27 protein-coding genes are annotated in these 24,836 nt (G+C 70.8%); 19 read left to right on the forward strand and 8 right to left on the reverse strand.

The genetic code is table 11. The features are described from left to right. Positions 1–12: 12 nt before the first annotated feature. Positions 13–1,272 carry a geranylgeranyl reductase family protein gene (locus OG866_RS38625; RefSeq protein WP_329342041.1) on the forward strand — a complete coding sequence of 420 codons (1,260 nt, stop codon included), beginning with the start codon at positions 13–15 and terminating at the stop codon, positions 1,270–1,272. 457 nt (positions 1,273–1,729) lie between these two features. On the opposite strand, the gene OG866_RS38630 is transcribed toward OG866_RS38625, so the two are convergent. Beyond that, on the reverse strand, positions 1,730–2,185 hold the full coding sequence (locus OG866_RS38630; protein WP_329342043.1) for a nitroreductase family deazaflavin-dependent oxidoreductase: 456 nt from the start codon (positions 2,183–2,185) through the stop codon (positions 1,730–1,732). A gap of 167 nt (positions 2,186–2,352) precedes the next feature. Between OG866_RS38630 and OG866_RS38635 the strand changes: the two genes are divergently transcribed. The 3 genes from OG866_RS38635 to OG866_RS38645 all read left to right on the forward strand — a co-directional run bounded on the left by OG866_RS38635 (position 2,353) and on the right by OG866_RS38645 (position 5,169). Next, positions 2,353–3,063: a TetR/AcrR family transcriptional regulator gene (locus tag OG866_RS38635; protein ID WP_329342044.1), complete on the forward strand. Its 711-nt coding sequence runs from the start codon at positions 2,353–2,355 to the stop codon at positions 3,061–3,063. 205 nt (positions 3,064–3,268) lie between these two features. Further along, positions 3,269–4,507: a sensor histidine kinase gene (locus tag OG866_RS38640; protein ID WP_329342046.1), complete on the forward strand. Its 1,239-nt coding sequence runs from the start codon at positions 3,269–3,271 to the stop codon at positions 4,505–4,507. Continuing rightward, positions 4,504–5,169: a response regulator transcription factor gene (locus OG866_RS38645; protein WP_329342048.1), complete on the forward strand. Its 666-nt coding sequence runs from the start codon at positions 4,504–4,506 to the stop codon at positions 5,167–5,169. Before OG866_RS38640 ends, OG866_RS38645 begins: the two co-directional genes overlap by 4 nt. Here the strand turns inward: OG866_RS38645 and OG866_RS38650 are convergent. Further along, positions 5,130–5,417, reverse strand: coding sequence for a DUF6332 family protein (locus tag OG866_RS38650; RefSeq protein ID WP_329342049.1), 288 nt, complete (start codon positions 5,415–5,417; stop codon positions 5,130–5,132). The two genes, OG866_RS38645 and OG866_RS38650, sit on opposite strands and share 40 nt — an antisense overlap. 93 nt (positions 5,418–5,510) lie before the next feature. After that, positions 5,511–6,998, reverse strand: a complete 1,488-nt coding sequence (locus tag OG866_RS38655) for an MFS transporter (RefSeq protein ID WP_329342050.1) — start codon at positions 6,996–6,998, stop codon at positions 5,511–5,513. 85 nt (positions 6,999–7,083) lie between these two features. On the opposite strand from OG866_RS38655, the gene OG866_RS38660 reads away from it, so the two are divergent. Then, positions 7,084–7,479: a MarR family winged helix-turn-helix transcriptional regulator gene (locus OG866_RS38660; protein ID WP_329342051.1), complete on the forward strand. Its 396-nt coding sequence runs from the start codon at positions 7,084–7,086 to the stop codon at positions 7,477–7,479. Positions 7,480–7,517: 38 nt separating this feature from the next. Here OG866_RS38660 and OG866_RS38665 read toward each other — a convergent pair whose 3' ends face one another. Next, positions 7,518–8,252, reverse strand: a complete 735-nt coding sequence (locus OG866_RS38665; protein ID WP_329344504.1) for a maleylpyruvate isomerase family mycothiol-dependent enzyme — start codon at positions 8,250–8,252, stop codon at positions 7,518–7,520. Between the two features lie 263 nt (positions 8,253–8,515). On the opposite strand from OG866_RS38665, the gene OG866_RS38670 reads away from it, so the two are divergent. Further along, positions 8,516–8,968, forward strand: a complete 453-nt coding sequence (locus OG866_RS38670) for a hypothetical protein (protein WP_329342053.1) — start codon at positions 8,516–8,518, stop codon at positions 8,966–8,968. Between the two features lie 24 nt (positions 8,969–8,992). Here OG866_RS38670 and OG866_RS38675 read toward each other — a convergent pair whose 3' ends face one another. Further along, positions 8,993–10,033: a zinc-dependent alcohol dehydrogenase gene (locus OG866_RS38675; protein ID WP_329342055.1), complete on the reverse strand. Its 1,041-nt coding sequence runs from the start codon at positions 10,031–10,033 to the stop codon at positions 8,993–8,995. Between the two features lie 290 nt (positions 10,034–10,323). Here OG866_RS38675 and OG866_RS38680 point away from each other — a divergent pair, with 290 nt between their 5' ends. Further along, positions 10,324–10,827, forward strand: a complete 504-nt coding sequence (locus OG866_RS38680) for a MarR family winged helix-turn-helix transcriptional regulator (protein WP_329342056.1) — start codon at positions 10,324–10,326, stop codon at positions 10,825–10,827. 46 nt (positions 10,828–10,873) lie between these two features. After that, complete coding sequence (locus tag OG866_RS38685; protein WP_329342057.1) at positions 10,874–11,590, forward strand: response regulator transcription factor; 717 nt, start codon at positions 10,874–10,876, stop codon at positions 11,588–11,590. A 43-nt stretch (positions 11,591–11,633) separates the two neighbouring features. Here the strand turns inward: OG866_RS38685 and OG866_RS38690 are convergent, their stop codons facing one another. Beyond that, on the reverse strand, positions 11,634–12,536 hold the full coding sequence (locus tag OG866_RS38690) for an EamA family transporter (RefSeq protein ID WP_443063608.1): 903 nt from the start codon (positions 12,534–12,536) through the stop codon (positions 11,634–11,636). A 68-nt stretch (positions 12,537–12,604) separates the two neighbouring features. On the opposite strand from OG866_RS38690, the gene OG866_RS38695 reads away from it, so the two are divergent. The 7 genes from OG866_RS38695 (at position 12,605) to OG866_RS38725 (ending at position 19,224) form a co-directional block, all read left to right on the forward strand. Beyond that, positions 12,605–13,459, forward strand: a complete 855-nt coding sequence (locus tag OG866_RS38695) for a LysR family transcriptional regulator (protein ID WP_329342058.1) — start codon at positions 12,605–12,607, stop codon at positions 13,457–13,459. 117 nt (positions 13,460–13,576) lie between these two features. Next, a complete protein-coding gene (locus tag OG866_RS38700; RefSeq protein ID WP_329342059.1) occupies positions 13,577–14,227 on the forward strand; it encodes a GntR family transcriptional regulator in 651 nt (216 codons plus the stop codon). A 52-nt stretch (positions 14,228–14,279) separates the two neighbouring features. Beyond that, positions 14,280–15,029 carry a PIG-L deacetylase family protein gene (locus tag OG866_RS38705; protein ID WP_329342060.1) on the forward strand — a complete coding sequence of 250 codons (750 nt, stop codon included), beginning with the start codon at positions 14,280–14,282 and terminating at the stop codon, positions 15,027–15,029. Then, on the forward strand, positions 15,026–15,730 hold the full coding sequence (locus OG866_RS38710; RefSeq protein WP_329342062.1) for a 4-carboxy-4-hydroxy-2-oxoadipate aldolase/oxaloacetate decarboxylase: 705 nt from the start codon (positions 15,026–15,028) through the stop codon (positions 15,728–15,730). The genes OG866_RS38705 and OG866_RS38710 overlap by 4 nt, the downstream gene beginning before the upstream one ends. Beyond that, complete coding sequence (locus tag OG866_RS38715; protein WP_329342063.1) at positions 15,727–16,821, forward strand: 4-oxalomesaconate tautomerase; 1,095 nt, start codon at positions 15,727–15,729, stop codon at positions 16,819–16,821. The genes OG866_RS38710 and OG866_RS38715 overlap by 4 nt, the downstream gene beginning before the upstream one ends. After that, positions 16,818–17,768: a VOC family protein gene (locus OG866_RS38720; protein ID WP_329342065.1), complete on the forward strand. Its 951-nt coding sequence runs from the start codon at positions 16,818–16,820 to the stop codon at positions 17,766–17,768. The genes OG866_RS38715 and OG866_RS38720 overlap by 4 nt, the downstream gene beginning before the upstream one ends. 124 nt (positions 17,769–17,892) lie before the next feature. Continuing rightward, positions 17,893–19,224, forward strand: a complete 1,332-nt coding sequence (locus OG866_RS38725) for an MFS transporter (RefSeq protein WP_329342067.1) — start codon at positions 17,893–17,895, stop codon at positions 19,222–19,224. A gap of 73 nt (positions 19,225–19,297) precedes the next feature. Here OG866_RS38725 and OG866_RS38730 read toward each other — a convergent pair whose 3' ends face one another. Next, on the reverse strand, positions 19,298–20,038 hold the full coding sequence (locus OG866_RS38730; RefSeq protein WP_329342069.1) for an MBL fold metallo-hydrolase: 741 nt from the start codon (positions 20,036–20,038) through the stop codon (positions 19,298–19,300). Between the two features lie 59 nt (positions 20,039–20,097). Further along, entirely contained in the window at positions 20,098–20,508 is a 411-nt protein-coding gene (locus tag OG866_RS38735) for a cupin domain-containing protein (RefSeq protein ID WP_329342071.1), read from the reverse strand. A 233-nt stretch (positions 20,509–20,741) separates the two neighbouring features. Between OG866_RS38735 and OG866_RS38740 the strand changes: the two genes are divergently transcribed. The 4 genes from OG866_RS38740 (at position 20,742) to OG866_RS38755 (ending at position 24,828) form a co-directional block, all read left to right on the forward strand. Next, positions 20,742–21,299, forward strand: a complete 558-nt coding sequence (locus OG866_RS38740; protein ID WP_329342073.1) for a carboxymuconolactone decarboxylase family protein — start codon at positions 20,742–20,744, stop codon at positions 21,297–21,299. Continuing rightward, on the forward strand, positions 21,296–22,783 hold the full coding sequence (locus OG866_RS38745; RefSeq protein ID WP_329342075.1) for a sugar ABC transporter ATP-binding protein: 1,488 nt from the start codon (positions 21,296–21,298) through the stop codon (positions 22,781–22,783). Before OG866_RS38740 ends, OG866_RS38745 begins: the two co-directional genes overlap by 4 nt. Further along, positions 22,780–23,787 (forward strand): ABC transporter permease, encoded by a 1,008-nt coding sequence (locus tag OG866_RS38750; RefSeq protein WP_329342076.1) that lies wholly within the window; start codon positions 22,780–22,782, stop codon positions 23,785–23,787. Before OG866_RS38745 ends, OG866_RS38750 begins: the two co-directional genes overlap by 4 nt. A gap of 78 nt (positions 23,788–23,865) precedes the next feature. Beyond that, positions 23,866–24,828 (forward strand): sugar ABC transporter substrate-binding protein, encoded by a 963-nt coding sequence (locus tag OG866_RS38755; RefSeq protein ID WP_329342077.1) that lies wholly within the window; start codon positions 23,866–23,868, stop codon positions 24,826–24,828. Positions 24,829–24,836: the final 8 nt, after the last annotated feature.

Genomic DNA, 24,836 nt, shown 5'->3' on the forward strand with positions numbered 1-24,836 from the left:
CAGTAGACCATCGTGACCAGCGAGAACTCTTCGGCGGACGACGCCCGGCAGGTGTGGGACGTCGTCGTGGTGGGCGCGGGACCCGCGGGGGCCTCGGCCGCCTATGCGGCGGCCGTCGCCGGGCGGCGTGTGCTGTTGCTGGAGAAGGCGGAGCTGCCCCGTTACAAAACGTGCGGCGGCGGCATCATCGGTCCCTCGCGCGACTCCCTGCCACCGGGCTTCGAACTGCCCTTCAGGGACCGGGTGCACGCGGTGACGTTCTCGCACAACGGCCGCTTCACCCGCACCCGCCGCTCCAAGCAGATGCTGTTCGGGCTGATCAACCGGCCCGAGTTCGACCAGCAGCTCGTCGAGCACGCCCAGAAGGCGGGCGCCGAGCTGCGTACGGGCGCCACCGTCCAGCGCGTCGAGCAGCACGGCTCGGCGGTCCCGGACCGGCGCACGGTCGCCGTCGTCCTCCAGGGCGGCGAGACGCTGCTCGCCCATGCCGTGGTCGGTGCGGACGGCAGCGCCAGCCGCATAGGAGCACATGTCGGGGTGAAGCTCGACCAGGTCGACCTCGGCCTGGAGGCGGAGATCCCGGTGCCGGACACCGTCGCGGAGGACTGGCGCGGGCGGGTGCTCATCGACTGGGGGCCGATGCCGGGCAGTTACGGCTGGGTGTTCCCCAAGGGCGACACCCTCACGGTCGGGGTCATCTCCGCGCGCGGTGAAGGCGCCGCCACCAAGCGGTACTTGGAGGACTTCATCGCCCGGCTCGGCCTCGCCGGCTTCGAACCGAGCATCTCCTCCGGGCATTTGACCCGCTGCCGCGCCGACGACTCGCCCCTGTCGCGGGGGCGGGTGCTGGTGTGCGGGGACGCGGCCGGGCTCCTTGAGCCGTGGACCCGCGAGGGCATCTCGTTCGCGCTGCGTTCGGGGCGGCTCGCGGGGGAGTGGGCGGTGCGGATCGCCGAGGCGCACGACGCCGTGGACACCCGGCGCCAGGCCCTGAACTACGCCTTCGCGATCAAGGCCGGGCTGGGCGTGGAGATGAGCGTCGGCAGGCGTCTGCTGCTGGCGTTCGAGCGTCGTCCGGGGCTGTTCCACGCCGCGCTGACCGGGCTCCGGCCGGCCTGGCGGGCGTTCATGGAGATCACCCGCGGGTCGACTTCGCTGGGTGAGATGGTGCGGGGGCGTCCGATGGCGCAGCGGGCGCTGGCGGCGCTGGACCGGCGGATCGGTCTTGCTGCGCCGACGGCTGCTCCCGCCGACGGTGAGGCGGGCTCCTGACGTACGGGGCCTGTGGGTGAGGTGGGGCGCCGGCCGGTGAGGCGGGCGCTGTGGCGCCGACCAGTGAGGCGGCGTCCGCCGGGGACGGGTGGGGTCAGCGGTGACGTGGTTGGTGCCGACCGCTGAAGCGTCGTACCGGCGGTGAAGCGTCGTGCCAGCGGTGAAGCGGCACGTCGGCCTCTCGTGCGGGGCGTCAGACTCGGCGCGTGGCGGCGGCCGAGGGTGGCCGGGGTCGGTGGCGGAGCGTGGTTCTGGCCGACTGGGGGCGCTTGGCCGGTGGCTGGGTGTCGAACACGCTGGACACGGCAGCCGGGCCGGTGGGCGTCGTCGCCCGTCCTTTGCCTGTCCCCGGTTTGGTCGGCCTGTTGTAGTGCGGGGTGTCGGCCTGTGGTGCGTACGCGTCCGCCGTGGAGGGGGCGTCACCGGCGGAGCGTCGCGGCGGTCGTGGTGAGCGGTGTCAGCTCGTGATCGTGATCCGGAAGACCGGGTGGTCGGGGGCGATGCGGCGCATGTCGGCGTCGGGGGAGTCGGGGCCGACGCCGTCGAAGAAGACGCCGACCTCGGCCTTCCAGCGCTTGAGGTAGGCGCGCAGCAGCGGGACCTTGTCGTCGTCGGCGACCTCGACGGCGGTGAACACGTCGACGTTCTTGCCGAGGTGCAGCTCTCCGCCGCCGGCGGCGCGCATGTTGTGCGTCCACTGGACGTGACCGCGCGGGGCGAGGAGGTACTGCTGTCCGTCGACGGTCAGCAGGTTCACGGGGGTGGTCCGCCATTCGCCGCTCTTGCGGCCGCGGACGGCGAGGACCCGGGAGCCCCAGACGCTGAGGCCGCGGCGGGTCAGCCAGGCCACGAGGCGGTTGAAGACGTTGACGGTGAACCAGCCGGGCTTCTTGACGTGCGTGGACTCGGACATGAGGTCCCCCAGGGTTTTGTGGAGCACCGCTCTCTTTTGTGAGCGGTGCTCTCGCTTGGCCTTCAGTCTGCACCGGATCGGTGCTCCAAAGCAAGAGCAGTGCTCTCGATTTATATCGGTGCTCTCGTTTGTGTGCACTGCTCTCCTTTCATGGGACACTTGCACTCATGAGCCCCGCAGACGACAGCACCCCCCGCGGCGCCCGAGCGCGCGCCCGCATCGAAGTCACCGCGGCCATCAAGGACGAGGCGCGCAGACAACTCGCGGTCGACGGCGCCGCCAAGCTCTCGCTGCGGGCCGTGGCACGCGAGCTCGGCATGGTCTCCTCCGCGCTCTACCGCTACTTCCCCAGCCGCGACGACCTCCTCACCGCGCTCATCATCGACGCCTACAACTCCCTCGGCGAGAGCGCGGAAGCCGCACATCACAAGACCGCGGGCGCCGCGCCCGCTCAGCGCTGGGTCACGGTCTGCGAGGCGGTGCGCGGCTGGGCGCTCGGGAACCCACACGAGTACGCGCTGATCTACGGTTCCCCGGTGCCCGGATACAGCGCCCCCCAGGCGACCGTCCCGGCCGCCTCCCGCGTCGGGCTGCTCCTCATCGCCATCACCCGCGAGGCGTATCAGGGCCGCGGCCTCGCCAAGCCCCGGCTGCCCGCCGAACTGCGCCCCGAGGCCGAGCGCATGACCGCCGACCTCGCCCCCGACCTCCCCCCGGAGACGGTCACCGCACTCGTGGCGGCCTGGGCCCAGCTGTACGGACTGATCGGGTTCGAACTGTTCGGGCAGTTCAACCGGGTGGTCGAGGACCGGGCGACGTTCTTCCGCCACGCGGTGGGCGAACTCGCCCATGGAGTCGGGCTGGTGTACGCCGCCTAGGGGACGTGGACCGGGCGCGGCCGAATGAGGGCGGTGGGTCCTGGAGGGCGGGGCCGAGGCCGCCGTACCTCGTGGTGATGACCGTCGTACTTCGTGGTCTGACCGCCGTACCTCGTGGTCAGACCCCCGTACTTCCCCGGGAGTACCCGTGATGACCTCGCCCGGCTGACGCCCCGCGCGGGCGGTGGCGTCTAGCGTGGCGGGCATGGACGAGCAGCGCGTGCGCGGAGGCGGTCCGCCGCTGTGGTGGCGGCACGGGCCGCCGTGGTGGAACCGGTGGGGCGACGAGGGCGGCGCCTCCCGCTGGCCCTGGCCCTCCACCGTGCTGATCACGGCCTTCGTGCTCGGCGGGTCCCGTTTCGCGGCCCAGGAGCAGATGGGCGACCGGGCGCCGCTCGACACCTTCGCGCGCGTGCTGCTCGTCCTCGCGGCGGGGCTGCTGCTGTGGCGGCACCGGTACCCGGTGGTCGTCGTGTTCGGCACGGCCGCCGCCACGATGCTCTATCTCGGCGCCGGATATCCCTATGGTCCCGTCTTCGTGGCCGTCGCGGTGGCCTGCTTCAGCGCCATCGTCGCCGGACACCGTACGGCCGCCTGGACCGCGCTCGGCCTGCTCTGGGTGGGGCATGTGCTGGTGGCCCACTGGCTCTACCAGTGGCTGCCGCCGTCCGGGGACGCGGCCGCCTCCTGGGGGTCGCAGGGCGTGGTCGCGGCGTGGGCCGTCGCGATCGTGGCGGTGGCGGAACTGGCCCGGACCCGGCGGGAGCAGCGGGCGCGGGAGCGGGCCGAGCGGGCGCAGGCGGCGCGGCGGCGGGCCGACGAGGAGCGGCTGCGGATCGCCCGCGAACTGCACGACGTCCTCGCCCACAGCATCTCCGTGATCAATGTGCAGGCCGGCGTCGGCCTCGCCCTCCTGGACAGTGATCCCGAACAGACCCGCACCGCGCTCACCACCATCAAGGCCGCCAGCAAGGAGGCGCTCGGCGAGGTCCGCCAGGTCCTCGACACCCTGCGCACGCCCGGAGACGCGCCCCGCGCCCCCGCCCCCGGGCTCGGCCGGCTGCCCGAGCTGGTGGAGCAGGCCGCGCGCACCGGCCTGACCGTGGCGGTCGAGGGCACGACGCCCGAGCTGCCGCCCGGCATGGACCTCGCCGCGTTCCGCATCGTCCAGGAAGCCCTCACCAACGTCGTACGGCACTCGGGATCGCGGCACGCGCGCGTGCGCCTCGATTCGGGGGACGGTACGGCGCTACGGCTGTGTGTCGACGACGACGGTCCCGCGACCGGCGCCGAGGCGGGCGGCAGCGGCAACGGGCTGGCCGGAATGCGGGAGCGGGCCGCCGCGCTGGGTGGCACGATCGAGGCGGGACCGCGGCCCGACGGGGGCTTCCGGGTGCTCGCCGTACTGCCGTTGCAGGTCAACGCCAAGGAGGACGACCGGTGATCCGCGTACTGCTCGCCGACGACCAGTCACTGGTACGGGCCGGATTCCGCGCGCTGCTCGACGCGCAGCCGGACATCGAGGTGGCCGGGGAGGCGTCCGACGGTGAGGAGGCGCTGCGGATGGTGCGCGAACTCCGCCCCGACGTCGTCCTGATGGACATCCGCATGCCGGTGCTCGACGGGCTCGCCGCGACCCGTGGGATCACGGGTGACGGCGAGCTGGGGGACGTGAAGGTGGTCATGCTGACGACCTTCGAGCTCGACGAGTACGTCTTCGAGGCGATCCGGTCGGGCGCCTCCGGGTTTCTGGTCAAGGACACCGAGCCGGAGGAACTCCTGCGCGCCGTACGGGCGGTGGTCGAGGGCGACGCGCTGCTGTCGCCGGGTGTGACGCGCCGGCTGATCGCCGAGTTCGCGGCCCGCTCCAAGGAACCCGCGGCCGAGGGCGCCCTCGCGGGGCTCACGGAACGGGAGCGTGAGGTGATGGCCCTGGTCGGCATCGGGCTGTCCAACGAGGAGATCGCCCGGCGCCTGGTGGTCAGCCCGCTCACCGCGAAGACCCATGTGAGCCGGACGATGGTGAAGCTGGGCGCCCGCGACCGGGCCCAACTCGTGGTGCTGGCCTACGAGTCGGGGTTGGTGCGGCCGGGCTGGCTGGGCTGAGAGGTGTCCCGGCGGAAGCGGAGCAGCACGCTGATGACCCGGGCCGCGAACAGCACGGGGGCGATCCCGAGTCCGAGGTGGATCAGCACCTTCTCCAACATCTCCGGCAGCTCGAAGAGCAACGCCGGCCCCGCGACCGCCCCGAACACGACGGCCGCCGCGAACACCGCGCTGAACAGGGCGTAACCGATCTCGACCGTGATCGCGTCGCGCCTGGCCTTGTCCGGCCGTCCCCCGTATGTGGTCATACGACGAGTCTCACAGCCGTGTGCCCGGCAGAGCAAGCAGGCTCCGCCGGGCACTCCGAAGGACACGGCCGACGCCTGTCCGCCGGACAGGTCCTAGTCGCGTACGACGACGCGCTCCGCCTCTTCCTGGGAGGTGGACTTGGCGACCACCACGGACGGCTGCCGCGGGCGACGGACGCGCAGACCCGTGAGGGAGATCAGCAGGCCCGCGACCGCGATGCCGGTGACGACGACCAGGCCGGGCAGATAGCCGTCGAGGACGGCCTGCTTCGAGGCGGCGGGGTCCTTCGGGGCGTTGGCGGTCATGACCGCTGCGACCACGGCCAGGAACAGCGCGCCGCCCACCTGCACCGAGGTGTTGAGCAGACCCGACACCATGCCCTGCTCGTGTTCGCCGACCCCGTTGGTGGCCTGGACGTTGAGGGAGGGGAAGGTCAGCGCGAAGGCTGCGCCGACGAGGAGCATGGTCGGCAGGATCACCGCGGCGTAGGCGGGGTCGAGATCGATGCGCAGGAAGAGCAGATAGCCGACGACCATCAGCGCGAAGCCGAGCACGATCAGCCGCGGGGTGCCGACACGGTCGATGACGGTGCCCACCTTCGTCGCGGAGAGCGCCACGAGCGCGCCCGCCGGCAGGAAGGCCAGGGCGGTGTGCAGCGCCGACCAGCCGAGCAGTTGCTGCATGTACAGCGTGACCAGGAACTGGAAGCCGATATAGCTGCCGAGGAACGTCAACGCGCCGAGCTGGGCGCGGACTTGAGGGCCGGAGCGCAGCACGCCGAGCCGGATCAGCGGGCTCGGGCTGCGCCGTTCGACGGCCACGAAGGCGGTGAGGAGGGCGGCAACCGTGAGGAAGGAAAGGATGGTTCGGGCGGAGCCCCAGCCGATTTCGGCCGCCTCTACGACGGTGAAGACCAGCAGCAGCATCGAGGCGGTGCCGAGAACGGCGCCCGGGATGTCGTAGCCACCCCTGTCCTTCTCGCGTGCGGTGCGCGGCAGCAGCTTCATGCCGACGACGAGGGCGATGAGCGCGACGGGGGCGGGCAGCAGCATCGTGTACCGCCAACTGGCCTCCGTCAGCAGGCCGGAGAAGACGAGGCCCATCGAGTAACCGGTGGCGCCGCAGGTGGTGTAGATCGACAGGGCGCGGTTGCGCAGCGGGCCCTCGGCGAAGGTCGTGGTGATGATGGACAGGCCGGCGGGCGCGGTGAACGCGGCGCTCAGGCCCTTGACGAAACGGCTGGCGATCAGCAGCGGCCCGGAGTCGACGAGTCCGCCGAGCAGCGAGGCGAGGGCGAAGACGGCGAGGGCGACCAGGAAGACCTGGCGGCGGCCCAACAGGTCGGCGGCGCGTCCACCGAGCAGCAGCAGCCCGCCGTAACCCAGGATGTAGCCGCTGACGATCCATTGCAGGGTCGAGGTGGACAGGCCGAGGTCGGCGCCGATGGACGGGAGGGCGACGCCGACCATCGACACGTCCAGCGCGTCCAGGAACATCGCGGCGCAGAGCACCAGCAGGGTGCCCCACAGCCGGGGGGTCCAACGCCCTTCGGGCGCGGGGGTGGTGAGCGGAGAGGTCATGCCGGAGACACTACATGCGCATGCATTGAATGCAAGGGCATTTAATTACGATGCAATAATTCATCGTCTCTGCTACGGTGCGCCCATGGCGGCGAAGAAGGCCGAGCAGGCGCTCGCGGAGCAGTGGCGGGACATCCTGGCGCTGCATGCGCGCACCCAGTGCGAGCTCGACCGCGCACTCCATCAACACGGCCTGTGCGCCAGCGACTTCGAGGTCCTCGACGTGCTCGCCGACGGGCGTGCGAAGGACGATGCCTGCTTCTACCGCGTCCAGGAGATCTCCGACCGGGTCCATCTCAGCCAGAGCGCGCTGTCGCGGCTGATCGCCCGCCTGGAGAAGGACGGACTCGTCGAGCGGGGCATGTGCCCCGAGGACCGGCGCGGTGTCCGGGTGGGCCTCACGGACAAGGGGCGCACGCTGCACGGCGAGGTGCTGCCGGTGCAGCGTGCGGTGTTGACGCGGATGTTGAACGCGGGCTGAGCCCGGCCTGGTTGAGGGCGGGCCGGGCTCGCCCCGGCTCAGCCGACGGCGGACCGATGGCGCCAGAGGTCGGCGAGCGATCCGTCACCGCTCACGTCCGGGAACGGCACACGGTTCCACAACGACAGGTACAACTCCCCTGCGGGCCCGGCGATCTCACACTCCGCGTCCCCCGCCTCACCCCGCTCGGCCTCGGGCGGCTCCTGAGTCAGCCGTACGGTCCACACGGCGTCGTCCACATCCGTCGCCCGCACCCGCAGCACGCGGGGCTCCTCGCTGCGCACCCTGCTCTTGGGCCGAGCGTGGAAGCCGCGCAGCAGTTCGTCGATGCCGTCGGCGGCGAACCGGGGGCTGAGGTCGCTCGGGGTGCCGCCGCGGGCGCTCTGCGCGTCGAACCGGTGCACGGCCGTCTCGTGCGCCTGCCTGCGCGCCCAGAACGCGAGCGGGGACGGGGCGGGCAGGAAATGCCAGCACTGCACGTCAGAGGGTGCGGCGGTCAGGGTGCGCACGAGGTTCGCGTGGCCCTCCCGGAACCACGTCATGAGTTCGGTGCCGTCGAGGTCGGGTCCGTCGCCGAGCGGGCGGGGGGACGGGTTCGCCTCGGCGACGAAAGCGGTCGCCCAGCGGTGCACCGCGCCGGTGTGCCGTACGAGATCCCGCACCTGCCACTCCGGGCAGGTCGGCACCTTGGCGTCCGTGCCGGCCTCCTCCGCGGCGTCGGCCAACAGGCGGCCCTCCCGGTCGAGGATCCGGATGAACTCGGCAGTGCCCAAGGGGGCGTCGGAGGGGGTGTCCATGGAGATGTCCATGGGGGTGAGTCTGCCGTATGCGGTGCGGAGTGTGCTCGAGAGACTGCTCGAAGGACGGTTGGGGACAATTACGGGGCCGACGTGCTCCAAGGGTGGGCCGGGCCGGGACTTTTGGGCACCTACGAGACGGAACGGCAAAGGACGCGTGAGGGGAGGAGTTCGGCCCCGCATTCGGCAAGCCGCCTCCAGGGGTGGCGTGTCCGAGGCGGCCAGTAGCCTCACGCGGTATGGGCATTGAGATCGACGTAGTGGTGGGGCAACCGGTCGACGACGAGATGGAGAGGGTGCTCGGGCTCGCCGAGGCGGTCGGTGAGCCCGTCACCGTCACGTTCCAGTTGGAGGGACGCGAGGAGGCGGAACGCGCGGTGCTCGTGCCCGCGGCGACGCTCGCGCTCTGGGAGCACTGGGCGCCCGCCGCCTACCCGGGGAGCGACGCGGGGGAGGAGCCTGAACTGGCCCACCCGTTGGAATTCGGCGCGTTCACGTTGTTCCGGCGCCGTGTGGGGGGACGTACGGCGGTCGCTCGCCGGGGCGTGGTGGTGGCCGAGCTGCTGGACCCCGAGGAGGCGTACTGGCTCCGGCAACAGGCCGACCGCGTCCGCCACGGCTTCATGGATCCGAAGCAACGGGCGGCGTTCGAGGAGTTCCTGGCCCGGCAGGAAGCTCTTGACGATCAGTGAAGCCCTCCACCGCCACGGCGGCGGTCATGCGCGGTCGTCGAAGGTGACCACGACCTTCTCCGCGGCGCCCGGGGCGAGGGCGAGTTCGAAGGCTCGGTGGACCTCGGTGAACGGCACGCGGTGGCTGATGAGGCGGGCGAAGCGTTCGTGGTGCTCGACGAGTTCGGGCGTCACCTCGAAGATCTCCGTGGGGTAGCCCTGCGAGGCGATCAGCGTGAGTTCGCTGCGCAACATGCCGCCGAGGTCGATCACGTCGGACTTCTTCTGTACGGCGACCATGACCAGCGTGGCGTGCCACTTGGCGTTGTCGACGACGGCCTGGAAGACGGCGGGCGCGCCGGCGGCGTCGATGTAGATGTCGGTGCCGGGGCGGGGCTGGCCGAGGGCGTTGGCGGCCTGGCCGTGGAGTTCGGTGAGACGCTCGGTGATGTTCTCGGTCGCCGAGTTGATGACGGCGTCGGCGCCGACGGCCAGCGCGGTTTCCAGCCGCTCGGGGATGACGTCGGCGACGACCACGTGCTCGACGCCGCGCAGCTTCAGCCAGATCGTCGCGCCCAGCCCGATGGGCCCGGCACCGAAGACCACGACCTTGTCGGCGGGCTTGGCCTCGGAGCGGTTGACGCAGTGCCGGGCCACCGCCATCGGCTCGTTGAGGGAGGCGACCTCGAAGGGGACGGTGTCGGGGAAGACGGTGACGTTCTTGCCGGTCTCGACGCCCTCGATCAGCAGATACTCGCTCATCGCCCCGTGCGCGCCGCCGCAACCGATGATGCCCGAGGGCACGCCCTGCGGATTGACGACGACCCGGTCACCGACCGCGACGTCAGTGACCTCGGCGCCGACCTCGACGATCTCGCCGGCCGGCTCGTGGCCCAGCGGGATGGCCCGCATGGACCCGTCGGCGCCGGCGGGCATGCCGCCCAGATGGAGGAAGAAGGTGTCGGTGCCGCAGATGCCGCAGGCGCGGATCCGCACGAGCGCGTCCTGGGGGCCGGGCGCGGGGCGCTCCACGTCCTGGACGTCGACCTTGTCCTTGGCGGTCAGGACGGACTTCATGGTGGCCATGGGCGGGGCTCGCTTTCTGGAGTGCCGGGACCTCTGGAAGTCCCGTGACGGACGTCGTCGGGACCTTCTGGCGTCCCGCGATGGATGTCACCGGGAACCGGCGGCGGACGGGGGAGTGTCCGGCCGCCGGCCCGGTGACCGCGCCGTACCCCGTCCCCACGGGCTGGGCGCGAGGGTCGCATCCGCTCAATGCGACCCCGTTACTTGAGTTAGGCAAACATGGGAGTGTTACTTAAGTCAAGCAATCAAATGCGTTGCTTAAGTTAGGCAAGCACCTCTAGGCTGGGGACATGACCGCAGAGCCGCCCGCCGCAGCGCCCGCGTCCACCACCCTGACCGAGATCGAGCGCGTGCTGACCCGCGTCGCCTATCTGGCGGGCCGGTCCCGACGGCACGAGCGGCTGATGGCGGTGACCGGTCTGCGCCTCGACCGGGCGGCCGTGGGGATCCTGCGGCACATCGCCGAGAGCGATCCGATGCGGCCCGGCGTGCTGGCTGTCCGGCTCTCCGTGGAGGCCTCCCATGTCACCCGCCAGCTACGGCAGTTGGAGCGGGGAGGGTATGTGATCCGGGTCGCCGACCCCGACGACCGGCGTGCCCAGCGCGTCCAGATCACCGACGAGGGACTCGCCGCGGTCGCCCGTATCCGCGAGGTCGGCCGTCGCACGCTCGAAGTGGCCCTGGCCGACTGGTCCGACGACGACCTGTGCCGACTGGCCGCGCTCTTCCGTCGGCTCGTCGACGACTTCGTCGGCCATGCCGAGGTCCGTGTCGATCCCACGCCCTCCGCCTGACCCCACCGGCGTCCAGGCGTCCGCCCCCCCCACGATTGGTCATGCCATGTACGCGGATCTCATGGAGAAACCGTCGCCGCACCGCGGCAGCGGGCAGCATGTCCTGGTCGTCGCCGACGACCCCGGCGACACCGAACTGCTCACCACCACCCTGGAGTTGGCCGGCTACCAGGTCGGCACCGCGGGCAGCGGCACCGAGGGCATGGCCCGCCTCACCCGGCAGCGGTTCGATCTGGTGGTCCTGGACGCCGCGCTGCCGGACCTCAGGCACCTCGCCCGGGGCCGCCGTATCGCCCCCGCCGACCGCCCTCCGCTCCTCTACCTCGCCTCCTGCGACTCCCTCCACCGTCTGCTGCCCGAACTCGGTCTGGGCGGGGAGGACTACGTCGTCAAACCGGTGCGCGTCGCCGAGGTCCTGGCCAGGGCGCAGGTGCTGCTGCGCCGGCGTGGCCCTGGATCGCGCGACGCCATGCGGGGCCACGGCGGCCTGGTCCTGGACGACATCACGTGCCGGGCCCGCCGCGGACCGCGGCCGCTCGACCTCACCCCCGCCGAGTACCGACTGCTGCGCCACCTGCTCGCCAACGCGGGACGGGTGCTGTCGAAGGAGCAGATCAGCCGGCATGTGTGGGGGGAGTTCCGTGGGCACCAGGCGATCGAGAAGCTCGTCTCACGGCTGCGGCACAAGGTGGACCTGGAGGAGCCCGCGCTGATCCACACCCGGCGGGGATTCGGTTACTGGCTGGGGAGTTGGACCCTCTGAGGGGCGGTAGCACAGCCGACCACGCGGTCGCTCACGCAGCCGTTCACGCAGTCGGGCGTGCCGTGAGAATCCCGGTCGCGTTCGCCCCGACCACCGCCGCGATGCCCGCCCACTCGGGCCACCCCAGCCCTTCCCCGAGGATCACCCACCCGACCACGGCCGCCAGGACCGGGTTGACGCTCATGAACAGGCCGAACACCGGGGCCGGCACCCGCCGCAGGGTGAACAGGTCGGCGAGGTAGGGGACCGCCGAGGACAGGAGACCGGCGGCCACCGCGCACCCCGCCGCCCCCAGGGTCGGCGGATGGCGCAGGGCGACCACGATCCCGACCGGCAGGAACAGCAGGGCCGACACCGCCGCCGCGGCCGCCGAGCCCTGCGCTCCGGGCAGGCGGCCGCCGACGGTGCGGTTGAGCAGGATGTACGACGCCCAGCAGACCGCGGCGAGCAGACCGAGCCCCATGCCGAGGTAGTCCGTGGAGGGCTGCGGTCGCATTAGCGTCACGACCCCCGCGGTCGCGAGGAGCGCGCAGAACGCGTCCACGCGCCGCCGGGTCGCCGCCAGGGCGATGCCCAGCGGACCCAGGAACTCCAGGGCCACCGCCAGCCCCAGGCCGACGCGGTCGACGGCCGTGTAAAGCGACAGGTTCATCGTCCCGAACACCACGGCCAGCAGCAGCACCGGCCACCACTGGCGCCAGGTGAACGAGCTCAGGCGTGGTCTTCCGACCGCCAACAGGACGGCTGCCGCAACATACTGACGTACCGTCACGACACCCACGGGGCCGATGACGGGGAAGGCGAGCGAGCCGATCGCGGCGCCGACCTGGTTCGACAGACCGCTGCCGGCCATCGTGGCCACCCCGGCGACGGAGACACCGGAGCGCTCCCGGGCGGTGACGGGCAGGGGAGGGGCTGCGGCGGGGCGTGCGGGGGCTCCTTGCATACGCCGATCGTGGGTGCTCGACATGCTTGCGCAAAATGCATCCGATCAGGGATCTATACGATTGCGTCATGGATGTGGAGCTCCGGCAGCTGCGCTGTCTCGTCGCCATCGTCGACGAGGGCACCTTCACCGACGCCGCCCTCACCCTCGGCGTCTCCCAGGCGGCCGTCTCCCGCACCCTGGCCTCCCTCGAACGCGCCCTGGGCGTACGGCTGTTGCGGCGCACCTCGCGTGAGGTGACCCCGACCGGGACCGGCGTACGGGTCGTCGCGCACGCCCGCCGGGTGCTCGCCGAGGTGGACGACCTGGTCCGTGACGCCACCTCGGGCCACGCCCAGCTGCGGATCGGCTACGCCTGGGCGGCGCTCGGCCGGCACACGCTGCCCTTCCAGCGCCGCTGGGGGAGGGAGCGTGCGGAGACCGAGCTGCACCTGGTGCGCGTCAACTCGACGACGGCCGGCCTCGCGGAGGGCGCGTGCGATCTGGCCGTCGTACGCCGCGCCCTGGACGACCGGCGGTTCGAGTCGGCCATCGTCGGCCTTGAGCGGCGGCTGTGTGCCATGGCCGCCGATGATCCGCTGGCCCGGCGCAGGTCGGTGCGGATGGCCGACCTCGCGGGGCGGACGTTCCTGGTCGACCGGCGTACCGGCACCACCATCCCGGACCTGTGGCCGCCCGAGACCCGGCCGGCCACCGAGGAGACGCATGACGTCGACGACTGGCTGAACGTGATCTCCACCGGCCGGTGTGTCGGGATGACGGCCGAGTCGACCGCCAACCAGTACCCGAGGCCCGGGGTCGTCTACCGGCCGGTGCGCGACGGCGAGCCGATCGCCGTGCGGCTCGCCTGGTGGCGGGACGATCCGCATCCGGCGACGCAGGCCGTGATGGAGCTGCTCACGGCGTTGTACCGGGAGGGCTGAGCGCGGGGTGGGCCGGGTATCGGTCCGCGTGATGCAAGCAATACGGCAGACAAAATTGTTGACAATCTTGTTTGGCTAGATTTAGGTTCGACAGGCACTCACTCAGGGAGGGCAACGATGCCGAAAGAAGCCCGTCCGAGCACCGGGGAGCAGGCCAAGCAGCATGCGCTCGCGCAGCTGCGGCAGGCGATCCTGCACGGCGAGATGGCACCGGCACAGCGGCTGGTGGAGAACGAGCTCGCCGAGCAGTTCGGTGTGACACGGGCCAGCATCCGGGCCGCACTCATCGATCTGGAGGCCCAGGGTCTCGTCGAGCGGATCCGCAACCGGGGTTCCCGGGTGCGGGTGGTGACCGTGGAAGAAGCGGTCGCCATCACCGAGTGCCGGATGGTCCTCGAGGGGCTCTGCGCGGCCAAGGCCGCCGTCGCCGCCAGCGACGAGCAGCTCGCCGAGCTGACCGAGCTGGGCACGGCGATGACCAAGGCCGTGGCCGACGGCGAGCCGGTGACCTACTCCGAGCTCAACCAGGAGCTCCACGCCAAGGTCCGGGAGTTCTCCGGCCAGCGGACCGCATTGGACCTGCTGGAGCGGCTCAACGCCCAACTGGTGCGCCACCGGTTCCAGTTGGCGCTGCGGCCCGGGCGTCCCCAGCACTCCCTGAACGAGCACCTGGCGATGATCGAGGCGATCAGGACCAGGGACCCGCAGGCGGCCGAGGAGGCCGTCCGCGCCCACCTCACCAGTGTGATCGAGGCGCTGCGCGACTGATCGCGACGGACCCGGGGCGGGCGCTCACCTGTTACCAAGGGAGATTGCAGCAATGACCCAGGCCAACGCGCCCGCCCCCCCACGCTCCACGCTCGTGGTCACCGCGCACGCCGGCGACTTCGTGTGGCGGGCCGGCGGGGCCATCGCCCTCGCGGCCTCGCGCGGCGAGAAGGTCACCATCGCCTGTCTGACCTTCGGTGAACGCGGCGAGTCCGCCAAGGCGTGGCGCGAGGGGAAGAAACTCGAGGAGATCAAGGCGATACGCCGCGACGAGGCCGAGCGCGCCGCCGCCACCCTGGGCGCCGAGGTCCGCTTCTTCGACGCCGGCGACTACCCGCTGCTGGTCACCCCGGAGCTGACCGACCAACTCGTCGAGGTGTACCGCGACACCCAGCCCGACGTCGTGCTCACCCACCCCACCGACGACCCGTACAACGGCGACCACCCGGCCGCCAACCGTATGGCCCTGGAGGCCCGGGTCCTCGCCCAGGCCATCGGCTACCCCGGCCCCGGCGAGATCATCGGTGCCCCGCCGGTGTTCTTCTTCGAGCCGCACCAGCCCGAGATGAGCGGCTTCAAGCCCGAGGTCCTCCTCGACATCACCGAGGTGTGGGACACCAAGCGCAAGGCCATGGAATGCCTCGGCGCCCAGCAGCACCTGTGGGACTACTACACCGACCTCGCCGTCCGCCGTGGCGTCCAGCTCAAGCGCAACGCCGGTCCGAACCTGGGCCTCGCGCACAAGACCATGGCCGAGGCGTACATGCGCCCCTACCCGCAGATCGCGAAGGAGCTGGCATGAGCGGCGTGATCGTCACCGACCCGCCGAAGGCGGAGCTGAAGGACGTCGACGCGCTGGCCGGGTACGGCGTGGCGACGGTGAGCGAGGCGATGGGGCGAACGGGCCTGCTGGGCCCGGCCATTCGCCCCGTGCAGCAGGGCGTACGGGTCGCGGGTACGGCGGTGACCGTGCTCAGCTGGCCGGGCGACAACCTCATGATCCACGCAGCCGTCGAGCAGTGCGGCGAGGGCGACATCCTGGTCGTCACCACCACCTCCCCGTGCACGGACGGCCTGTTCGGCGAGCTGTTCGCGACCGCCCTCCAGCAGCGCGGCGTTCGTGGCGTCGTGACGAACACCGGCATCCGGGACACCCAGGAGCTGCGGGACATGGGCTTCGCCGCCTGGTCGCGCGCCGTCTCCTCGCAGGGCACCGTCAAGGCCACCGGCGGCTCGGTCAACGTGCCGATCGCCGTCGACGGCCAGGTGATCCGCCCCGGCGACGCGATCCTCGCCGACGACGACGGTGTGGTGGTCGTCCCGCGTGAGCGCGTCCGGGAGACGGTCGAGAGGTCCGAGGCCCGCGAGGCCAAGGAGGCCGCCACTCGGGCCGCCTTCCTCGACGGCCAACTCGGCCTGGACCGCTACGGGTTGCGGGAGACCCTCACACGGCTCGGCGTCGAGTACCGGACGTACGAGGAGTACGAGGGAGAGCGGCCGTGACCTCCGTGCCCGAGGAGGTGCCCTGTCTGCTGATGCGCGGCGGCACCTCCAAGGGCGCCTACTTCCTGGCCGACGACCTCCCCGCCGACCCCGTCGTCCGTGACGAGCTGCTCCTGCGCATCATGGGCAGCCCCGACGAGCGGCAGATCGACGGCCTCGGCGGGGCGCACCCGCTCACCAGCAAGGTGGCGGTGGTCTCCCCCTCGTCCGAACCGGACACCGACGTCGACTACCTCTTCCTCCAAGTAGCCGTGGACGTACCCGAGGTGAGCGACCGTCAGAACTGCGGGAACATCCTCGCCGGCGTCGGCCCGTTCGCCGTCGAGCGCGGACTGGTCCCGGCGGGTCAGGAGCGCACCTCCGTCCGTATCCGCATGGTCAACTCCGGTGATCGCGCCACCGCGACCTTCCCCACGCCGGGCGGGCGGGTCGACTACACGGGCGAGGCACAGATCTCCGGGGTGCCGGGTACGGCCGCTGCGGTGACCATCGAATTCCCGGGCGGGGCGGGGGAGTTGCTGCCCACCGGCAACGTCCGTGACGTCATCGCCGGGGTCCCGGTCACATGTGTGGACAACGGCATGCCGACCGTGCTGATCGCCGCCACCGAACTGAAGGTCACCGGGTACGAGACGCCCAAGGACCTGGAGGAGGATCTGACGCTCGCCGACCGGCTGCGGGAGATCCGCCTGGCGGCCGGGCGGCTGATGGGGCTCGGTGATGTGTCGAACACGACCGTCCCCAAGCTCACCCTGCTCGCCCCGCCCCGCGAGGGCGGCGCGGTCTGCACCCGCACCTTCATACCGGTCCGCTGCCACACCTCGATCGGTGTCCTCGGCGCCGCCAGCGTGGCCTCCGGGCTGCGGATCACCGGCGGGGTGGGCGCGGACCTGGCGGAGCTTTCTGGTGAAAGTGACCGAATTCGCATAGAGCATCCCACCGGATTCCTGGATATCGAAAGTAGCCTCGGCGTCACGTCCGACGGCCTGCCCTCCGCCCGCCGCACCGCCGTGGTGCGCACGGCCCGCAAGATCTTCGACGGCACCGTCTTTCCCCGGGCCGCCTCACGACCCCAAGGAGGTCACCGATGACTCCGCCCCTCGGCGACATCGCGCACATCGGACACGCCCAGCTGTTCACCCCCGACCTGGACGCCAGCGTCGCCTTCTTCACCGGCTATCTGGGCCTCACGGTCAACGGTCAGGACGGTGACACGGTCTATCTGCGGACCTTCGACGACTACGAGCATCACAGCCTTGTCCTGACCGCCCGCGAGCAGCCCGGCCTCGGCCGGCTCGCCCTGCGCACCTCCAGCGAGGAGGCCCTCCACCGCCGTATCAAGGCGAACGAGGAGGCGGGCGGCACCGGCACCTGGGTCGAGGACGAACCCGGCCTCGGGAAGCTCTATGTCACCACCGACCCGGACGGGCATGAACACGCCCTCTACTGGGAGAGCGAGCACTACCGGGCGCCCGAGGAGCTCAGGCCAGCGCTGAAGAACCAGCCGCAGGCCAAGCCCAACAGGGGAGTGGGCGTACGGCGGTTGGACCACATCAACTTCCTCGCCGCCGACGTCCTCGCCAACGCCGAGTTCCAGCGACACGTCCTCGGCGCCCGGCCCACCGAGCAGATCCAGCTCGACAGCGGGAAGATCGCGGCGCGCTGGCTGACGTACACGAACAAGTCGTACGACGTCGTCTACACCTCGGACTGGACCGGGAGCGAGGGGCGGCTGCACCACATCGCCTTCGCGACCGACACCCGCGAGGACATCCTGCGCGCGGCCGATCTCGCCATCGACAGCGGGGTGTTCATCGAGACGGGGCCGCACAAGCACGCCATCCAGCAGACGTTCTTCCTCTACGTCTACGAGCCGGGCGGCAACCGGATCGAGCTGTGCAACCCGCTCACGCGGCTGGTGCTCGCGCCTGACTGGCCGCTGATCACCTGGACCGAGGAGGAGCGGAAGAAGGGGCAGGCCTGGGGCCTGAAGACCATCGAGTCGTTCCATACGCACGGGACACCGCCGGTCGCCTGAGCTGGGCAAAAGGGCATCCGCCAAGGGGCGTCGGTGATTGTCGATGAGATTGTTGACAAAAACGTTGACTCTTGGCGGACGGCTCCTTAGCGTCTAGCGCACCAAGTACGAGAGGTAACCAACGATGTCTTCCTCCCCCTCCCCCGTCGCATCCGCTCGCGGCGCCAGACTCGCCAAGCTGGTCGTCGGACTGTGCTGGCTGGCTGTCCTCTTCGACGGCCTCGACATGTTCATCTACGGCTCCGTGCTGCCGCACCTGCTCGCCACCAAGACCTTCGGCCTCACCGCCGACCAGGCCGGCGACCTCGGCTCCTACGCCACCTTCGGCATGCTGGTCGGCGCGCTGACCGCGGGCACCGTCGCCGACCGGATCGGCCGCAAGAAGCTGATGGTCGTCTGCGTGACCCTCTTCTCGCTCGCCTCCGGCCTGTGCGCCGTCTCCGGCAGCGTCGAGGTCTTCGGCCTCGGCCGCACCCTCGCCGGCGTCGGCCTCGGCGGTCTGCTGCCCACCGCGATCAGCATGGTCTCGGACTACGCCCCGCGCGGCCGCGGCGCCATCATCATCGGCGTCCTGATGACCGCCCACCACGCGGGCGGCATCCTCTCCGCCTACGTCGCCAAGTGGCTCATCGACCCGGTGGGCTGGCGCGCGGCGTTCTGGGTCTGCGTGCTGCCGCTGCTGTTCGCGCCGGTGCTCGCCAAGTTCCTGCCCGAGTCACTGAGCTTCCTGGTCGCCAAGGGCCGCACCGACGAGGCCGCCGCGCTGGCCGCCAAGTACGACGTCGAACTGCCCGCCGCGGCCGGCAAGAAGTCCGCCGCCGACCGCTGGGACGCGCTGGTCGGCCTGTTCCGCGGCGGCGAGTGGTTGCAGACCCTGCTGTACTGGTTCGCCTCCTTCGGCGGACTGCTCCTGGTCTACGGCGTCGCCACCTGGCTGCCGACCCTGATGCGCACCGAAGGCTACGCGCTCGCCGACGCCCTCACCTTCGTGGTCGTCTTCAACATCGGCGGCATCGTGGGCATGCTGGTCGCCGGCCGGGCCGCCGACAAGTTCGGAGCCCCGCGCATCTCGGCGCTGTGGTTCGCGCTGACCGCGGTGGGCGTCTTCCTCCTCGGCACCCACATGAACCAGACCCTGACCATGGTCGTCGTCTTCCTCACCGGCGTCTTCCTCAACAGCGCCCAGACGATGATCTACGCGACGGTCTCGATCCGTTCCCAGCCGGCCAACCGCGCCACCGCCGTGGGCTGGACGTCCGGCATGGGCCGCTTCGGCGCCGTCTTCGGCCCCTGGCTCGGCGGCCAGCTGCTCGCGGGCGGCCACGGCGACTGGGGCTTCACCGCCTTCGCCATCACCGGCGTCTGGTCGATGTGCTTCATCGGCTTCGCCGCGCTGCGCAGCGCCAAGCAGAGTGCGCAGCCCGTCAGCGAGCAGGAGCTGGTCGGCTCGCACTGACCTGAGTCACCACAGGGGGAAGGCCGAAGCCGGCCACCGCGGAGTCAGGGGCGGTGGCCGGCTTCCTTCGTGCTCAGAGGGTGATCATGAGGTCGGGGCCGGCGATGTCGATGGCGCCGGGGAAGACCTCGGCGGCGGTGCGGAGCGCGGCTGCGCGGTCCGTGCCGGGCCACAGATGGGTCAGCAACAGCCTTTGAACGCCGGCCTGTTGGGCGTACTCACCCGCGAGGCGTGCGGTGAGGAGATACGGCTCGTCGGCGTCCGGCACCTTGTCCACATACGTCGCCTCCGACACGAACAGGTCCGCGCCCGCCGCCAGGCGCGGGATGTCGGGGCTCGGGCCGGTGTCACCGGTGTACGCGAGCACGGCGTCCGGGGTGGCCAGCCGCAGGCCCGCGTCGGGCACGAAGTGCGGCAGGAGGCAGGTCTCGGCCGTGAACGGGCCGATGGCCAGCCGGTCGCCCGGCCGGAACGCGTGGAGGTCGTACGCCGCCGCCAGCATGCCCGGCCTGTCGAGCGCGAGGACGGCGTCCAGCGCCCCGTGCGGGGCGTACACCGGCAGCGCGGGTGGCGGAACGTCACTCAACCCCCGTGCACGCAGCAGGGGGTTGAGGTCGGCGCAGTGATCGGGGTGCCCGTGGCTGACCCACACGGCGTCGACCGCGTCGACCTGGATGTGCCGGAGCAGCCTGGGCATCGTCGCGTAACCGGGATCGATCAGCAGGCGGAAACCCTCGTACTCGACGAGATAACCGCTGCACGCCTGCTCCGCGGTGGGCCAGGCACCGCAGCCGCCGAGAACCGTCAATCGCATGCCACGGCAGCTTAGTTGTGGTCAGTGCACGGAGTTGCGGTCAGCCCTCGGAGTTGCCGTCAGTCCTTGCCCATCTGGTCCTCGGCCGACAGGTGTTCCACCGTCTTGCCCGTCTCGGTGAACGTCCGGGTGACGTGGCCCGAGGAGTACACCCACAGGATGCGCAGCGGGGTGTCCCCGACGTTGCGGAACAGGTGAGGGACGGGGGAGGGGATGTACGTGGTGTCGAAGCGCTCCAGCTTCGTCACCTCGCCGTCGACCCACACCTCCGCCTCGCCGTCGAGGATCGTCACGTGCTCGTCGCAGTTGTGCGAGTGCAGCGGCGCCCCGGAGCCGACCGGATACACGCTCATCCCGCTGGTGATCAGGTTCTCCCCGTCGGCCGAGGGCGTGGTGATCAGCGGTGTCGTCACCACGGCCCCGCCCCGGTCGAGCAGGGGTACCGACGCGGCCTTGATGATCGTGGTCATCCGGAGTTCCTCTCCACATCACGGTGCTGTGTCGACCGACGTTAGGTCGCGCGCGCTCCGACCGGTGCCCTCTGGCGTGCACCTTTACCTTGCGTTTCGGGAGGGGTGAGCTTCGCGAACCCGGCTGTACGGTCGGCTCGCATCGCACGGCTTTCGGATCCGTGCCGGAAACGCGCCGGAAAGAAAAGGCAGGTATCGGCCACATGAGGCTCCCCGTTCTCAGCCAAGAGGAAATGGACCAGCGGCAGCAGGAGCTGGCCGCGCGCATCGCCGGCCGCCGAGGTGCCGTCCGTGGGCCGTTCCGGGTCTGGCTGCACAGCCCGGAGATGTGCGAGCGGGCCGAGTCGCTCGGCGCGTTCGCCCGGTTCGATTGCAGCCTGCCCAAGCATCTGCGCGAGCTGACGCTGCTGATGGCCGCCCGCAACTGGGACGCCCAGTACTCCTGGAACGCGCACGTCCACCAGGCGATCGAGGCCGGCATCCCGGAGTCCGCCGTCAAGGCCATCGCGGAGAAGCGCGAAGCGGTCCTCGACAGCGAGGCCGACCAGGCGTTCTACCAGTTCTGCCGGGAAGTGCTCGAAGAGCACTTCGTCAGCGACGAGACCTTCGCCCGGGCGCTTGAGTACTTCGGCTCCAAGGGGCTCGTGGACGCCATCGGCGCGCTCGGCAACTTCACGATGCTCGGCATGTGTCTGAACACCTTCCAGGTGGACCTCCAGGCCGACAAGGAGCCCCCGTTCCCCGACGTCCGCGGCTACGGACGCGTGGCCCCCGAGGGTGACCGGCCGTGACTGCGGTACTCCGCGTCCGGGGTGTCACCAAGAGCTTCGGCGGGGCCGCCGCCCTCAAAGGAGTCGACCTCGACCTGTACCCCGGTGAGATCCACGCCCTGATGGGCATGAACGGCGCCGGCAAGTCGACCCTGGTGCAGATCCTCTCCGGCGCCCACCCGGCCGACGGCGGCACGATCGAGGTCGGCGGCGAGCGGTACTCCGCGCTCACCGTCCGCAAGGCGCGCAAGCTCGGCATCGCCTGCGTCCCGCAGCGCCGCGAGCTGGCCATGGGGCTGACCGTCGCCGAGAACGTCCTGCTCGGCGACCTGCCCACCCGGGGCCGTACCGTCCACTGGAAGGCGGTGAAGGACGGCGCTCGCGCCGCCCTGTCCGGGCTCGGCATCGACATCGACGTGGAGCGTGTCGCCGGCACCCTCACCGTCGCCGAGCAGACCATGGTCGAGGTGGCCCGTGAGGTCCGCCGCGGCGGACGCATCCTCATCCTCGACGAGCCGACTGCCTGTCTGAGCGCCAAGGACGCCGACCGGATACGGGAGTTGGTGCGGACGCTGCGGGACGACGGGGTCGCCGTCGTCTACATCTCGCACTACATCGACGAGGTCATGGCGGTCGCCGATCGGCTCACCGTGCTGCGCGACGGCGCGGTGGTGACCAGCGCCCCGGCCGCCGAGATGGACCCCGCTTCACTGGTGCGCAGCATGGTCGGGCGCGACGTCGTCTCGCGGCGTCCGGAGCGGCCCGCTCCGAAGCCGGAGAGCGGCCTCACCGTCCGTGGGCTGAGCCATGGCCGGGCCATCGAGGACTTCACCGTCGACGTCCGCAAGGGCGAGATCGTCGCCGTCCTCGGGCCCGCGGGCGACGCCCAGTCGCGGCTGTTCGACCTGCTGTCGGGACGCCAGCGCCCCGACGCCGGTGAACTGCGGGTCGACGGGCGGGCCGTGCCCTTCGGGCGGGTGCCGGCCTCGCTCGCCAGCGGGCTGCGCTGTGTCACCGGTGACCGTCGCACCCTCGGCCTGGTCCAGGGCATGACGGTCGACGAGAACCTGATGCTGGCCGGTGACCGCTTCGCCGGGCGCCGACTCCACCGTCGTGGCGAACTCGCCCGCCGGGCCGCCCCGTTGCGCGGCAGCTACGGTGTGGTCGCCCTCACCGGCAACCCGCCCGTCGGCACCCTGTCCGGCGGCAACCAGCAGAAGGTGCTGCTCGGCAAGTGGCTGGAGACCGAGCCGGTCGCCTGCTTCCTCGAAGACCCCACCAACGGGGTCGATGTCGCGGCCATGGCCGACATCCACACCCTCGTCGACGAACTCGCCTCGCGAGGCGTCGCCGTGCTGCTCGCCTCCTCCTCCGCCGAGGAGGTCATGCGCCTCGCCGACCGGGTCGTCGTCGTCAGCGCCGGGCGCACCGTCGCCGCACACGACATCACCGCCATCACCCGCGACGAGCTCGTCGCCACCGCACTCGGAGGTCAGCCGAAGTGAGCCTCAAGACCCCCTCGGCCGCCCCGGACACCACGGTCGAACCCACCGCACCCCGCAGGTCCCCCCGGGCACTGCTGCACATCCCGCACGGCGGACTCGTCGTCGTCCTGGTCCTGGTCGCCGTGTTCACCGCCGTCCAGGCCGACTCCTTCACCACCTCTCAGAACCTGCTCAACGTGCTCCGCCAGATCAGCGTGAACGCCGTCATCGCGGCCGGACTCACCCTGCTGATGACGGCCGGCGGCATGGACTTCTCCATGGGCAGCAACGCCGCCGTCACCCTCTCGGTCGCGGCCCAACTCCTGCACGACGGCTGGTCCACGACCGCCGCCGTCCTGGTGAGCCTGCTCCTGGCGACCCTGATAGGCCTGGTCAACGGCCTCGTCGTGACCTTCACCCGGGTCGCGCCCTTCGTCGCCACCCTCGCCTCCGCCATGCTGCTCGACGGGGTCGCCCTGCTTGTCCTCGACGGTATGAGCGTCACCATCGGGGACAAGCTCACGTCCCTCGGCAACGACAAGCTCCTCGGCATCCCCTATCTGACGGTCGTGGCCGTCCTGGTGCTCACGGGCGTCGGCCTGTCCATGCGGTTCACCACCTTCGGCCGCGACGCCTACGCCATGGGCGGCAACGAACACGTCGCCCGGCTCAGCGGCATCAACGTCGTCGGCCGCAAACTCGCGTTGTACGCCCTCGCCGGTGTCCTCGCGGGCCTGGCCGGTCTGATGCTGCTGTCCCGGCTGGGCGCCGCCGCCCCCAACACGGCAGGTCTGATGACCCAGTTGACGGCCGTCGCCGCGGTCGTCATCGGCGGCACCTCGCTGGCGGGCGGGCACGGCAGCATCGTCGGCACGGTCCTCGGCGTGGTGCTCCTCGGCGTGGTCGCCAATGCCCTCAACCTCCTTCAGGTCGACGGCAATTACCAGTACGTCGTGACCGGCGGCGTGCTGCTCGTCGCGGCCGTCATCAACGAGTTCCAGCGGAAGTCGTCGCCGGGCCATTGAGCCCCCGCTGCCGCAACTCCCCTTGATTTCCCCCCACGTGTCGCCCCTTCTCTTCAACGTTGCAGGAAAGGCGTACCCATGAACCGCACTCCCCGCAGGCGCCGAGCCGCCGCGGTCTCCCTCCTCGGCGCCGCCGCGCTGATGCTCTCCGGCTGCGGCACCGAGGACGACGCCGCGGGCGCCGCCGACGGCGCGGTCACCCTCGGATTCGTCAACGGCGCCGCCACCCACTTCCACACCTGTCTGCTGAAGTCGGTGGAACAGACGGCCAAGGCCGAGGACGCCAAGCTCTACTCGGCCAACTCCAAGCAGGACGCCGGGACCGAGCTGTCCAACATCGAGGACATGATCTCCCGCAACGTGGACGCGCTCATCGTCCAGACCGTCAACGTCGATGCCCTGGAAGGCGACATAGCCAAGGCCAAGAGCGCCGGCATCCCGGTCTTCCTCACCTCCGTCGCCACGGACGACATGTCCGACGTACTCGGTGCCGCCAAGGTCGACCTGAAGAAGGTCGGCGCGCTGGACGCCGACTGGGTCGAGAAGGACGCCGCCGGCAAGGACGTCAAGGTCGGGATCGTCGCCGGTGCGCCCGGTGCGGCCTCCGATCTGCTGGTGGGCGGCTTCAAGGACGCGCTGCCGAGCACCGCGAAGGTGGTCGCGAACCAGCCGGGCATGTTCAACCCGGTCAAGGCCCAGGACGTCGCCGAGAACATGATCCAGGCGCACCCGGACCTCGACTACGCCTTCGTCGCCAACGAGGAGATGGCCTTCGCGGTCCGCAAGGCCTTCGACGCGGCCGGCGCCAAGGATGTGAAGATCGTCACCGTCAACGGCACGGAGGACGGCGTCGCCGCGGTGAAGAGCGGCGAGTTCTCCGCGACCGTCGCGAACTCGGCGATGGCCATCGGGCAGACAGCGGTCAAGAACACGATCGCCCTGCTCAACAAGGACAAGACCGTTGACAAAATTGCCAACATTCCTCTTGTCTTGGTCACCAAGGACAACGTGGACGAAGCGCCGCAGTACTGCCCCAAGTAAAAGGAGCC

It is taken from the genome of Streptomyces sp. NBC_00663, assembly GCF_036226885.1.
GTDB lineage: Bacteria > Actinomycetota > Actinomycetes > Streptomycetales > Streptomycetaceae > Streptomyces.